Source organism: Pseudoalteromonas sp. SW0106-04 (assembly GCF_001293805.1).
In the GTDB taxonomy this organism is placed as follows: Bacteria; Pseudomonadota; Gammaproteobacteria; order Enterobacterales; family Alteromonadaceae; genus Pseudoalteromonas; species Pseudoalteromonas ruthenica.
This window is the reverse complement of record NZ_BCAI01000012.1, coordinates 24,655-37,105: the sequence shown is the minus strand read 5'-3', so window position 1 is coordinate 37,105 and position 12,451 is coordinate 24,655. Positions and strand designations below refer to the sequence as shown.

The 12,451-nt window shown below is 48.9% G+C and carries 12 protein-coding genes; 8 read left to right on the top strand and 4 right to left on the bottom strand.

Annotated features, from left to right (window positions below; all coding sequences use genetic code 11):
- Positions 1 to 4: 4 nt before the first annotated feature.
- Positions 5 to 1,195 (bottom strand): efflux RND transporter periplasmic adaptor subunit, encoded by a 1,191-nt coding sequence (locus tag W04_RS13845; protein WP_053911235.1) that lies wholly within the window; start codon positions 1,193 to 1,195, stop codon positions 5 to 7.
- Between the two features lie 387 nt (positions 1,196 to 1,582).
- Between W04_RS13845 and W04_RS13840 the strand changes: the two genes are divergently transcribed.
- A complete protein-coding gene (locus W04_RS13840; RefSeq protein WP_053911234.1) occupies positions 1,583 to 2,164 on the top strand; it encodes a TetR/AcrR family transcriptional regulator in 582 nt (193 codons plus the stop codon).
- On the opposite strand, the gene W04_RS13835 is transcribed toward W04_RS13840, so the two are convergent.
- The gene (locus tag W04_RS13835) at positions 2,151 to 3,437 is read right to left on the bottom strand and encodes a Glu/Leu/Phe/Val dehydrogenase (RefSeq protein ID WP_053911233.1); all 1,287 of its coding nucleotides are present in this window, start codon (positions 3,435 to 3,437) and stop codon (positions 2,151 to 2,153) included. The genes W04_RS13840 and W04_RS13835 overlap by 14 nt on opposite strands.
- A gap of 218 nt (positions 3,438 to 3,655) precedes the next feature.
- On the opposite strand from W04_RS13835, the gene W04_RS13830 reads away from it, so the two are divergent.
- From W04_RS13830 to W04_RS13805, 6 genes are all read left to right on the top strand, one after another.
- On the top strand, positions 3,656 to 4,099 hold the full coding sequence (locus W04_RS13830) for a hypothetical protein (RefSeq protein ID WP_053911232.1): 444 nt from the start codon (positions 3,656 to 3,658) through the stop codon (positions 4,097 to 4,099).
- A 76-nt stretch (positions 4,100 to 4,175) separates the two neighbouring features.
- On the top strand, positions 4,176 to 6,005 hold the full coding sequence (gene secD / locus W04_RS13825; protein ID WP_053911231.1) for a protein translocase subunit SecD: 1,830 nt from the start codon (positions 4,176 to 4,178) through the stop codon (positions 6,003 to 6,005).
- Positions 5,998 to 6,897: a protein translocase subunit SecF gene (secF, locus tag W04_RS13820; protein ID WP_053911230.1), complete on the top strand. Its 900-nt coding sequence runs from the start codon at positions 5,998 to 6,000 to the stop codon at positions 6,895 to 6,897. The genes secD and secF overlap by 8 nt, the downstream gene beginning before the upstream one ends.
- Before the next feature lie 124 nt (positions 6,898 to 7,021).
- Entirely contained in the window at positions 7,022 to 8,446 is a 1,425-nt protein-coding gene (locus tag W04_RS13815; protein ID WP_053911229.1) for a sodium:alanine symporter family protein, read from the top strand.
- Between the two features lie 86 nt (positions 8,447 to 8,532).
- Positions 8,533 to 8,850 carry a hypothetical protein gene (locus tag W04_RS13810; RefSeq protein ID WP_022943764.1) on the top strand — a complete coding sequence of 106 codons (318 nt, stop codon included), beginning with the start codon at positions 8,533 to 8,535 and terminating at the stop codon, positions 8,848 to 8,850.
- 266 nt (positions 8,851 to 9,116) lie between these two features.
- Positions 9,117 to 9,557, top strand: coding sequence for a nuclear transport factor 2 family protein (locus W04_RS13805; RefSeq protein WP_053911228.1), 441 nt, complete (start codon positions 9,117 to 9,119; stop codon positions 9,555 to 9,557).
- A 33-nt stretch (positions 9,558 to 9,590) separates the two neighbouring features.
- Here the strand turns inward: W04_RS13805 and W04_RS13800 are convergent, their stop codons facing one another.
- Entirely contained in the window at positions 9,591 to 10,475 is an 885-nt protein-coding gene (locus W04_RS13800) for a patatin family protein (RefSeq protein ID WP_022943766.1), read from the bottom strand.
- 161 nt (positions 10,476 to 10,636) lie between these two features.
- Entirely contained in the window at positions 10,637 to 11,221 is a 585-nt protein-coding gene (locus W04_RS13795; RefSeq protein ID WP_022943767.1) for a TetR/AcrR family transcriptional regulator, read from the bottom strand.
- A 124-nt stretch (positions 11,222 to 11,345) separates the two neighbouring features.
- On the opposite strand from W04_RS13795, the gene W04_RS13790 reads away from it, so the two are divergent.
- Complete coding sequence (locus W04_RS13790; protein ID WP_053911284.1) at positions 11,346 to 12,395, top strand: alkene reductase; 1,050 nt, start codon at positions 11,346 to 11,348, stop codon at positions 12,393 to 12,395.
- The last annotated feature ends 56 nt before the right edge of the window (positions 12,396 to 12,451 follow it).

Here is a 12,451-nt window from a genome sequence, read left to right as displayed (position 1 = left end):
CTGCTTATCCCTGCTGTTGCTGATTAGACACGGTAATGGGCATACCTGGGAAGAAAATGCGTGCCATGCCTTCGACAACAATTTCATCTCCGGCATTAATGCCGCTGCGAATAATCCATAGGTTCTCAGTCTTGTCACCATTTTGTTTACGATACCATTCGCCTACTTGCACAGGAGCGGGACGAGCGATGGTTGCACCTTGTTCATTTTTGCCCACAACATACACAAACTTGCCGGTACCATTATCCAACACCGCACGTTGGGGCACCACGAAGGTGTTGTTACGCACCGCGCCGATAAGCTCTACTTGCACGAACTGACCAGGGCGCAAACTAAACTCAGGGTTTGGCACAATAGCCTGAAACTCTGAGGTGCCGGTATTAGGATTGATGCGCACATCAGTAAAGTTAACCTCGCCACCGTGATGGTACTCACTGCCGTCTTGCAAACGCAGGCGCGTTTGCCATTGGCCATCTTCAGGTAAGCTCAATTCACCCTTTTTCTGCGCTTGACGCATCATCAGTTGCTCACGTTCTGAGAGGCCAAAACGCACTCTGACTGGGTCTAATTCGGTAATATAGGTCAGCAGTAACTCAGGCCCTGGCACGAAGGTTCCCTCAGATACTAATTCTCGGCCCATCACCCCGGCAACGGGAGCTTTGACTTGGGCATAGTCCAAGTTTAATTTTGCCTCACGCAGCTGCACTTTGCTGGCTTGTAAATCAGCAGTGGCGATTTGGACACTGGAAATGGCGTTATCGTAATCGCGCTGTGATACTGATTTGTCTTCGCGTAATTTTTTCAGTCGCTTGGTTTCTCGCTGCGCTTGTTCTAACCGCGCTTGTGCGGCATTGACAGCCGCTTGGGCTTGCTCATAAGCGAGCTGGTAGGGGGCAAGGTCAATGGTGAACAGGGATTGGCCGGCATCGACCGTTTGACCTTCAGAGAAGTTTCGAGATTCCAGCACGCCGCTGACCCGAGCACGTATCCCCACCTCTTTAGAGCCTGATACCGTGGCTGGTACAGAGATAATAAAAGGCGCATCCACCGCTTTGGCGGTAATGGTTTCGACTTGGGCATTAGGCATGCCCCCTTGAGATTGTTGTGCTGGCTGCTCACAGGCACTTAACAATAATAAAGAGCTGAACACCAGTGTAACTGGACGTAATACAGTAGTAATAGAATAACGACGCATGAGTGAAGCGTTTCCCTTTGCAAATTGAATGATATGGGTCAGACGTTGTTATAGCGTGCTCTCGCAGGCGAGTTGCCAAGCCACACCGAGGTGGCAATTCGCGGTTATTCTACGCGGGCGCAGGCTTTTTTTGGTGCATGTCATGCGCTCAAGTGCATCGGCATTACTGTGCATGAGCACAACATTGAAGACACAAATCGTGGCACGACCGCCAACGCTCAGTGTAGATGACAGCCGAAAATTTTTACATATTTAATTACGGGTGTTAGCACTGAGTAAACGAAAGTGTATACTTATTTTCATCTCAGGTATACATCTTCGTTTACTATTGCTGCGAATAATCATTGGTTCCGTTATACTGCGCAGCAAATCGTTGAGGGGCGGAATATGAGTAGTAATAAGCAGCAGGCGGTGATCACCGCTGCTATCGCATTATTTGCACAACACGGCCTTGCAGGTACCACTATGGAAGCGGTGGCGGGCAAGGCAAAGGTATCAAAGCGCACTTTGTATAAATATTACTCCAGTAAAGAGCATTTATTTGATGGTGTGGTGGACCTACTCATAGAGCGTATTCGTCCACTGCAAGAAAACCATTTTTGCGCGCAAACCCCGATAAAAGAGCAATTGCAAGCACAGGCCCATGTCGGCTTACAATTGACACAAGACAAAGACTACCTGACCTTGTCGCGCATTGTTATGATTGAATCGTTGCGTTCGAAAAAGCGCGCGGCCAAGCTGCAAGAGCGGTTTCAAAGTTTTGAGCAAGGTTTGCACTCATGGTTTTATGAGGCGCAGCAGCAAGGCGCTTTGGGTGAGACGCCCGCCGAAATTGCTGCTGCCGTGTTCCACGGGGGTATGAAAAAGTTGGCTTATTGGGAACAGCTCATCAAGTGGAAACCGCCGGTGGAAAAAGAAAAGCTCGACCAGCTAGTCGAGCTTACCTGTCGGATGTTCACTCGCCATTAAAATAATCGGGCGTGCCATGTGCTTCAATCCCGTCACTGAGACGTTTGAGTGCGACGGCATAGACCGCATCGCGAAAGTCGAGTTCTTGGCGCTGTACTTGCTCGTTTGCGCGCGCAAATGCACGGCGCATCACTTGCTCTAGTTCTTGCTCAACACGCTCTCGCGACCATTGGTATCCGCAGCGGTTTTGTACCCACTCGAAGTAGCTGACAGTAACACCACCGGCGTTGGCCAAAATATCAGGGATCACAATGACACCCTGTTGTTTTAGTATACTGTCGGCGTCACTGGTCACTGGGCCATTAGCTATCTCAACGATATATCGAGCTTTGACTTGCTCAGCATTATCAGCGGTGATCACGCCGCCTAGTGCAGCGGGTATTAAAATATCCACATCGCAGTGCAGCAGCTCTTCATTAGAGAGGGTGTCGTAGTCCTGGCTTTCACACACTGAGCCTTCACAATAGACCGCTTTAAGCTCTTTATGTTCTTGCTTTTGCTGATAGACGCTCTCAACGTTGAGACCTTCTTGGCGATAAATAGCTCCTTTAGAATCACTAACGGCCACTACTTTGTAGCCATCGTTGGCGAGTAAACGGGCAACATGATAACCGCCGTTACCGAAGCCTTGCACTGCCACTGTGGTTTGCTGAGGGTCGAGATTGTCACGTTGTTCTAATTCTTTAATACATAGATAAGCGCCGCGCCCAGTGGCATCGTCGCGGCCGATACTGCCGCCGAGTGCCAATGGTTTACCGGTGATCACGCCGGGATTTTTAACTCGAGTAATTTTTTCATACTCATCCATCATCCAGCCCATAATAAGGGCATTGGTATACACATCCGGTGCTGGAATATCACGCTCAGGGCCAATAAAATCGGCCATAGAGCGCACATAGGCACGTGATAAGCGTTCAAGTTCAAAGGGAGACAAGGTTTTCGGGTCGACACTCACACCGCCTTTAGCGCCTCCAAATGGAATATCGACGACAGCGCATTTGAGCGTCATCCACAGCGCTAGGGCTTGTACTTCTTCGCTGTCAACTTCGGGGTGAAAGCGAATACCGCCTTTGGTCGGGCCGAGCACATTGTTGTGCTGGCAACGGTAGCCAGGAAAATACTGAACATGGCCATCATCCATACGCACTTCAACGTTCACGTGCATCATTGCCTGCGCGTGACTTAGCGTGTTGAGAACTTGTTGTGAGCACTGGATGGCATCCCCGATGCGTTTTAATCTTGTCACTGCGTCGTCAAAAGTTGTGCTACTCATTGGGCCTCCATTGGCGCGATTCGATTTTGCTTAAGAGCAAGGTCGAACTATTTAGAGCAATTATTTTTAGTACCTAAATCAAACGTCTATATAGCGTTTGTGGTTCACTTTTTAAGGTTATTTAATTTCTGGGATTGAAATAGATAAAATCAACCCTATCTCTAAGAGGCATTCAATATCGGCGATTAGCCGAGTATAAATATAAGTAAAAGGCACCCATGCGCAACGGTATAATTATGGTCATCGTGTTAATGACGCTGCTTTTGAGCAGTGCATCCGCACTTGCCCATACCCATACCACGACAGCCGAATCATCGCTCTGCTCGTTGATAGTGCAAGAACCAATGCAGTGCAGCTTTGATGATGTCAGCGCCGATGGCGCCTCAGAGCACCAGCGCCCAGCACCGCACCCCGCGCAATTGCCAGAGCGCGCTATGCGTACTCACCCCAGCTATTTTTTACACCCGGAACAACAACCACTTTACTTGTTGGCGTACACATTGGCGCAACACACTGCGCCGTTTAAACAGCGCTTTAAGGCGCCACCCGCCAGCCATTTTGAACCTTGGTATATCGCCAGGGAGCAGAAAAAATGTGGCCTTATCAATCACTGTCAGGCCGCAAACTTAACTTATCGTAGCCGGCTTCACTACGAGTCCTGAGTTAAATCGACCTTCGTTCTATTAATACCGAAATCAAGATTTAACACGCTTGCTGAGCAAGCGACAAGGACTCTCAATGAGACAACAACCTCACTCGCAGCAGCGAGTCAAAGGCGCGTCGGCGCTGAGCAAACAGCTGCGCTTATTTACTGTTATTAGTATTATTTTAGTGCTTTTTCTTAGTGCGCTCCCCAATATATACCCCGATCATGCCGTAGTGCATGTGGCGTCTGTGCACACCCACAGCGACACCGTTAATATTAAAACAGAGCTGACAGAGGCGGGTTTTACCCTCGCAAAGGCGCACTATGATGCTGGCGAGCAACGCTTTGATATTCGTTTAACTGATCCCGCACGCAGTGCCGAAGCCGCACGTACCTTGCGTGAGTATGGGCATGATCAGGTCAAAGTCGTCAGCCAAAGCAGCACACCACAGTGGCTGCAAAGTTTGGGCTTAGCGCCGATGAAGCTCGGTCTGGACTTAGGGGGAGGGGTGCTTTTCGTATTGCAAGTGGATACTGACCAAGCACTCGCCACACGGTTAAAAAGCATTGCCGAAGAGGCCAATACGCTGAGAGTTAAAGCGCGTTTACGGGGCATAAAAATACACTCGCCGCAAAATAACGAAGTACGCTTAGTGGCCGCGCCAGCTAACCAAGCGCACTTACAGCAATTGGCTGATAAGTTGCAAGCGGCCTATCCAAAACTGGATATCGGTCGCGCGCAGCAAGGCAGCTTAGAAATAGTATCTTTACGCTACCCGAGTGCGCAGCAACAGCAATTTGCTCAGGCAGATATGACACAAGCGTTGTCTACTTTGCGCTCGCGTATTGAGGAGCTAGGCATAACCGAAGCTGTGGTGCAACGCCAAGGCGAGCGGGCTATTCGTATTGAGCTACCCGGCGTGCAAGACCCCAGTGAGGCAAAACGTATTATTGGTGCCACTGCACAGCTTTCTTTTCACGGCCTGCAAGAAATTGGCGGTAAGCGGGTGCGCACAGAGCAAGGGCACAGCATCGCCATAGAGAGTAAAGCGATATTTACGGGTGCAGATATCACCGGTGCTCAAGCTGGTCGAGATGAAATGGGACAGCCGATGGTGCAGTTGCAGTTATCTTCAGCAGGAGGAGATAAAATTAATCGGTTCTCGCGTGCGCACATAGGTCAACCCATGGCCACCTTGTACAGTGAATATGTAGCAGATGCGCAAGGTGAGGTGCAAATGCGCGAGCAGGTCATATCTGTGGCGACCATTAACGAAGCCTTGGGAACACGTTTTAGTATTACCGGGCTGGGCACCTGGCAACGGGCTCAAGACTTAGCCTTAGTATTGCGCGCAGGCTCATTAGAAGCACCCATTACCATAGTCAAAGAGCAAACCATGACCCCCAGCCTCGGTAAGCAAAACATAGAGAACGGTTTTAACGCCTTGTTATTGGGCTTGGCGTTGACATTGTCGTTTATGCTGCTGTGGTATCGGCGTTTAGGGATTGTCGCCAACCTTGCATTGGTAATTAACCTAATTGCTTTGGTGGGGCTAATGTCACTGCTACCCGGCGTGGTTTTAACGCTACCTGGGATCGCCGGTTTGGTGCTGACCATTGGCATGGCGGTGGATACCAACGTCATTATCTTTGAGCGTATCAAGGAGGAACTGCGCTTAGACAGAACCCGCCTACAGGCGCTCAAACGTGGCTATCAAGGCGCGATGAGCAGTATTATTGATGCCAACTTAACGACATTTATCAGTGCCTTAGTGCTTATCGGTGTGGGCTATGGCCCAGTTAAAGGTTTTGCCATTACTTTGGCGCTGGGCATTCTCACCAGTGTATTTAGCGGTGTATTGGTGTCTTCTTACTTGTCACAGTGGTTGTTCGCAGCTGCGAAGGAGGTGCGTCATGGCTAATTATTTAACGCGATTACGCCATCTGGGAATGGCGGTCAGTATGCTTATGCTAGCACTCGCCGGCTCTGTGATTGCTATCAAAGGAGTACCGCTTGGCCAGGATTTTACCGGCGGTTATGTGCATCAATTTCAAGCGCCTGAGGCGCTCACTCAGCAGCAACTACAAAGTCAATTAGAGGGCATACTCAGTGGCGATTTTCAATTAAGTGCGCACAGTGATAATCAATATCAATTGTTTCAACCACCGAGCGAAGGGCAGAGCAACCCTAAGTGGCTCGATGCCTGGGTCAATGACAACGCATTGGTGCTACTGGATAGCAGCTTCTTAGGTGCACAGGCCGGTGACGAGCTCATCGACCAAGGGCTGATGGCGCTGTTATTCGCAACCCTAGCGGTGATGCTGTATTTAGTTTGTCGCTTTGAATGGCGTTTGGCGCTGGCGGCCACTTTGGCGCTGGTGCATGACGTTGCACTGACGCTGGCGGTGCTAGTGCTCTTTGATGTCTCCTTCACCTTAACGGTGTTAGCTGCCATCCTTGCCATCATTGGTTATTCGCTCAATGACTCCATTGTTATCGGTGATAAGGTGCGTGAGATTGTCCGCGCTAAGCCTGCACAATCAGTGGCGGTGAGTATCAATACCGCCATAGCCGCATCCATGAGTCGCACGCTGATTACCTCAATGACCACACTGGCGACGATTGTCAGTATCTGGGCGTTGGCAGGGCCACCTCTGCAAGGGTTTGCCATCACCTTGTTTGTGGGTGTGCTGGTGGGCACTTGGTCATCGGTGTTTATCGGTGCCACCGTGCCGCATTGGTTAGGGCTTAGCGCCCAAAACTACAGCAACCAAGACAGTGATGAGGTGAAACGACAACTCGCTCAACCTTAGCGTTACTGCCTATCTAGGAGGCTTGGCCTCCTAGATTATATCCCGCCTAAAGTCGCATTTTTATCTCCATAGCCTAGTATAAAGTGACATAAACAAGCAGTTTTACAAGCACTTGGAGTGAGCATTGCTAGAGTCATTGGTAGCCAGCGTAAATGCGCTGTTATGGGGAGAAGGGCAGGTCCTTATTTATTTACTGCTCTTTGCTGGTGTGTGGTTTTCGATTTCGCTCAAAGGGATTCAGCTCACTCATTTTACCCATATGTTTTCGCTATTAAGAACTAGTGCTCAGGCGGGTAAAAACCAAATAAGCTCATTTCAAGCGCTGTGTACCGGCCTAAGTGCTCGTGTGGGCACTGGCAACCTCGCCGGGGTGGCCGTGGCTATTTCTTTGGGCGGCAGTGGTGCGGTGTTTTGGATGTGGGTGATTGCCATACTCGGTATGGCCACCGGTTTTGCCGAAAGCGTACTAGGGCAAGTGTATAAGGTACGTGATAGCCAAGGCGAATTTCGAGGCGGCCCTGCGTACTACATTCAAATGGGACTGGGGCAAAAATGGTTAGCCATTGCTTTCGCGCTGTGTTTGTTTCTCGGTTATGGCTTTAGCTTTAGTGCCATGCAAACCAACACTATCACCGATGCGTTGCATCACGCCTTTGGCATGGACCGATTTTATGCCGGTTTGGTTATCACCTTAGTCACAGGCAGTATCATCGCCGGTGGCTTTAAGGCCATTGCCCGTTTTGCCGAGCGAGTGGTGCCGCTAATGGGGTTGATTTTTGTGTTTAGTGCCCTGGTGGTGACGATGATCAACTATGAACGAGTGCCGGCGATGCTCAGTGATATTTTGCACAGTGCGCTCGGCCTGCAAGAAGCGGGAGCTGGGGCGCTCGGAGCGGCGATTAAAAATGGCATTCAGCGCGGCCTTTATTCCAATGAGGCTGGAGCCGGGAGTGTCCCCCACGCAGCAGGTGCGGCAACACCAACGCCAAATCATCCAGCCACACAAGGGTATATACAAATGCTGGGGGTGTTTTTCGATACCATAGTGCTATGCAGCTGCACGGCGGTGATTATATTACTGGCGGATATCCCCATCAGCGGCGATATGGAGGGCATTCGCCTCACTCAGGATGCGATGACCGCGCATATGGCCGATGCCGGTGTGTATTTTGTTGCGGCGGCAATTACTTTGTTTGCATTTACCTCAGTGGTGGCAAACTTCGCCTATGCCGAGAGCAACTTGCACCTTTTTGCTCTGGATAATCGCATGGGCAGAGGCCTGTACATGCTCAGTTATCTGGCGATGATGCTGTGGGGAGCCAGTGCCAAGCTTGAGCAGGTGTGGAGCCTAGCAGATATGGCCTTAGGTTTAATGACGCTGGTTAATATCATCGCGATTGTGCAGCTTACGCCGACAATTAAACGCGTTACATCAGACTACCATCGCCAGCGTAAGCAGGGTAAAGCTCCTGAATTTTGCGTAGCAAAGGTCAAGATACAGGGGCAAACAGAGTCAGGAATTTGGCAAGATAAAAGTATAGATAACTGAGCTAAAAGCATTTTCAATTATTCATGGCAATTTTTGTTACACTCACGGCTTTGATGACTGTCGCCGTTAAGGTGTTAAGGAAAACCATGAGTAAACTACGAATTAGTCGTGATAGTGGCTATGCAGATAGAGCTAGAAAGTACACGGTTATGTGTGAAGGTAAGGCGTTGGGTAAAATTGGTAATGGCGAAAGTGTTGAGTTTGATGTGCCACCAGGCGAAAAAGAAGTTTATTTAAAAGTGGACTGGTGCCGCTCTAATAAAGTGCGTATTAACGTGCCAACAGAAGGGACGGCGCAGCTAAGCGGAGGTTCAAACTTACGTGGTCCGCGAATTATGCTCGCCATTGTTTATGTACTTTTTAAGCCGCATGATTACCTATGGCTAACTGCGCAAGCAGACTAGCCGTTCAATCTTCTTCTGTTTTAGGTGGTGATGGCTAGCGCTGTCACTACTTAATAGGGCGATGATTAAAAGCGCCGCTCAGACCTAGGTTTTTGTCGATAAATTTCATTCAGATTAATTAAAACTACTGTTAACGAAATTCACTGCTCATCGGATGTTTTTGCGTTTATTCTAAGCTGGCAACATGCAACCCAACCCATAAAACGAGCTCTGTAGGCTCATTTTATAATACGGGACGGGTCACTTTCCAAGCATTAGAGGCAGCGATGAAGCAAATACTCATTACACTCATGATTTTATTTAGCACCAGTGTATTGGCTGAAGACCAACTAACCAAAAACAAACAACTGGTCATTGATTTTTATACCGATGTGGTACTCGCCGAAGACGGGACACATATCGATAAGTACCTAGGTCCGCGCTATATCCAGCATAACCCCATGGTCGCAGATGGTAAAGAAGGGCTGCGGGCGTTATTGCGCAGCTTGCCTAAACGAGATAAAAGCGCCGGACCCAGTGGTGAAATAGTGCGGGTGATAGCTGAGGGCGACTTGGTGGTATTACATGTTAAAAGTGACCATTGGCCGCAGCCGAATGGCGGTGCCATTGTTGATATATTTCGTGTGGAAAATGGCAAAATTGTTGAGCACTGGGATGTCATTCAAGCCATCCCTGAGCAAGCCAAAAATACCAATACCATGTTTTAGCTTTAACAATAAGCAGCGCAACCCGAGGCCTAATTATACTGCCTCAGGTTGTGGCTCGGGCTCTTTCCATCGATTGACTGCTTTTAAGCCAACTTCAAAACCTAGGCGATAGTCCTCTTCTAAAGTCTCGATACTTGAGCCTAACACCATAGATTGTAATGGCCGAGTTGGGGCTATTTGAACCACGTTAACACCTTCAGGTGGTGACCTCATAAACTCAACAGCCTCGGCGTAGCGCTGCTGATAGTGATGATAAATTTCAAACATCCGTGGTGATTGGTTGATGCGCCTCATAATAGGTTTAAGCCTCTCCAACACCGGCATCTTGCCATCATCATGAGCTTCAACTGTGCGGATCACCCAAATGGTTTTCGCGCCTTTTTCATGAGCCCACCGCACCGGCAGGGGGTCGGCAACGCCACCATCCATCATGCCATGGCCTTCGACTTTTACGCCGGGACGATACAAAAATGGGATGGCGCTTGAGGCTTTTAGGTGCGCAAACATATTTTCATGCCAAGTATGTAAGTAATGCGGCTCAAACGAGTCGTAGTGGCTAGCTACCGCATAAAAATTACTCTCTGGCGTGAGGTTATTAGGCTCAGTAGGGAAGCGCACCTTGCCGTTGTGCTCAACTTGATGAAAATACCAGTCTAGGTCAATAACATTACCACCGGTGAAAAACCGGGCCGGTCGAAAAAACTGTTGCTCTGTGGTGAGGTGCTCAATCGCTGTTTGCGCGTATTGGCGCGCCCGAGCACAGTAAGCAGCGAGGTTTTGGGCGCCTGCAGAAACACCGACTTTTAAATCGAAGGGCGCAAATTTCTTTTCTAGGAAAGCATCGAGCACGCCTGCGGTAAAAATGCCTTTTTGTCCACCGCCTTCGGCAATAAGTGCGGAGCGTATATGTGTTGTCATGTTGTACTCTTCTATTAATTATTAATGTGTGAAGAGGTACACATTTCACCAAAACCAATTACGTGCAGAGATTTTCGCCGTCAGCTTTGGTCAATTGTGTTTCATCCCCCACTGAATGTGGAATATTAGCTGTATTATGGGCGATAGCGATGAATTTCAAGTTAATCAACAATAATAGCGGCTAAAAGTTGTTCGCCCATTTGTGTTAACAGGGCTTCATCTGGCTGTGTAAAAGCATAGGTGCGCATGCCGTAAATGCCCATGGCCAAAAAGCGCGCTAGCTTCATCGCGTCATCTTGGTTCACGGCTTCACCTTGGTGTTGAGCGCGGCGAATTTGCGCAGCTAGGTTCTGCTCCAATTGCTTGAGGTTTTGTGCAAGAATATTGGCCACTTCCGGGTCTTGGCCTTCAATTTCATTTAAAGAGCGAGTGAGCAAACATACCTTCGCACAGGTCTTTTGCACGCACTCAGTCACCGTGTTGGCGATAAATTCACGCAAACTATCAACAACCGGGCGTTGGGCGTTAAAAATGGTGTCGAACGCTTGTTGTTTTTGCTGATGGTAGTGACTCACCGCCTCGATAAACAGGCCTTTTTTACTGCCAAATGCGCAATAAATAGAGCCCGGATGCAACCCCGTTGCTTGGGTTAGTTTTTGCATGCTGGCTTTGCTGTAACCATGCTCCATAAAGGTTTGCATGGCTTGTTGTAAAACGTGGGCTCGGTCAAATTCGGCGCTGCGCATAAAAACGACATGATGCTGCTAACTAAGATAACCAACATGGTACCATTTATTTTCAATATTTACTTGAATTAGCATTCAATAATCCATACGTTGAATATACATTCAAAAAACAAATATGCTTTATATGACCGATCTTCTTTTACAACCTTATGCTTTAAATGACGAACTGACTCTTAAAAATCGCATTCTTATGGCGCCGCTTACGCGCTGTATGGCGGATGAGAATCTCGTACCAACGGAAAAAATGGCGGCTTATTATGCTCGTCGCGCTGATGCTGGGTTGATCATTAGTGAAGCCACAATTATTCGCCCTGATGCTCAAGGCTATCCGAATGTGCCGGGTATATTCACCAGTGAGCAAATACAAGGTTGGCGCAATGTCACCGAGCAAGTGCATGACCAAGGAGGCAAGATATTTTGCCAACTTTGGCATGTCGGCCGTGTCGCCCATCCACACTTTTTTGCAGGGGATGTGCTCGGTGCCAGTGCGATTGGTATCGAAGGCACTGTGCCGCGCATGCGTGAATTAAGTTATCAAACACCTAAAGCCGCGAGTGAAGCGCAAATCGAACAGCTTGTGGCTGATTACGCTAAAGCAGCAGAAAACGCGATAGAAGCTGGTTTTGACGGCGTTGAGATCCATGGTGCTAATGGCTACCTGATTGATCAATTCCTGCACCACAGTAGCAATCAACGCAACGACAACTATGGCGGCAATGCTGCCAATCGCGCACGTTTTGCACTTGAGGTGGTCGACGCTGTAATCGCGCGTGTGGGTGCTGCGAAAGTTGGTTTACGGTTATCCCCTGGGGCGTACTTCCTGCTCGATGAGGGCGATGAGCAAGATACCGCCGTGTTCGACTATTTACTGGAGCAGCTGAATCATCGAAACCTTGCGTATCTGCACTTGGGTATTTTCGATGACAGCATGCGTTTCCCTTATCTTGGTGGCAACGGCAGTGCCTCGCAATATCTACGTAAACACTATAACGGGAACTTGGTAGGTGTTGGCAGTTATACGCCGGAGCAAGGCGCCGAGGCAATCAGTAATGAAGAGTTTGATTTACTTGCCTTAGGTCGTCCTTTTATTGCCAACCCCGATTTGGTCGCCAAAGTGAAAGCGCAAAAACCACTCACGCCATACACTGATGATATGTTGGCTGAACTTTACTAAAAAGGCTGCGCTCGCTTTGCAGTGCCGCTATTTTTTTGGTGGTGAGCGAAGAAAAT

Excerpts from the sequence above, each read along its gene's own strand:
- secD (WP_053911231.1), top strand. The coding sequence starts at position 4,176 with ATGAGACAACAACCTCACTCGCAGCAGCGAGTCAAAGGCGCGTCGGCG.
- W04_RS13845 (WP_053911235.1), bottom strand. The coding sequence starts at position 1,195 with ATGCGTCGTTATTCTATTACTACTGTATTACGTCCAGTTACACTGGTG.
- W04_RS13810 (WP_022943764.1), top strand. The coding sequence starts at position 8,533 with ATGAGTAAACTACGAATTAGTCGTGATAGTGGCTATGCAGATAGAGCT.
- W04_RS13835 (WP_053911233.1), bottom strand. The coding sequence starts at position 3,437 with ATGAGTAGCACAACTTTTGACGACGCAGTGACAAGATTAAAACGCATC.
- W04_RS13830 (WP_053911232.1), top strand. The coding sequence starts at position 3,656 with ATGCGCAACGGTATAATTATGGTCATCGTGTTAATGACGCTGCTTTTG.
- W04_RS13840 (WP_053911234.1), top strand. The coding sequence starts at position 1,583 with ATGAGTAGTAATAAGCAGCAGGCGGTGATCACCGCTGCTATCGCATTA.
- W04_RS13805 (WP_053911228.1), top strand. The coding sequence starts at position 9,117 with ATGAAGCAAATACTCATTACACTCATGATTTTATTTAGCACCAGTGTA.
- W04_RS13795 (WP_022943767.1), bottom strand. The coding sequence starts at position 11,221 with ATGCGCAGCGCCGAATTTGACCGAGCCCACGTTTTACAACAAGCCATG.
- W04_RS13800 (WP_022943766.1), bottom strand. The coding sequence starts at position 10,475 with ATGACAACACATATACGCTCCGCACTTATTGCCGAAGGCGGTGGACAA.
- secF (WP_053911230.1), top strand. The coding sequence starts at position 5,998 with ATGGCTAATTATTTAACGCGATTACGCCATCTGGGAATGGCGGTCAGT.
- W04_RS13790 (WP_053911284.1), top strand. The coding sequence starts at position 11,346 with ATGACCGATCTTCTTTTACAACCTTATGCTTTAAATGACGAACTGACT.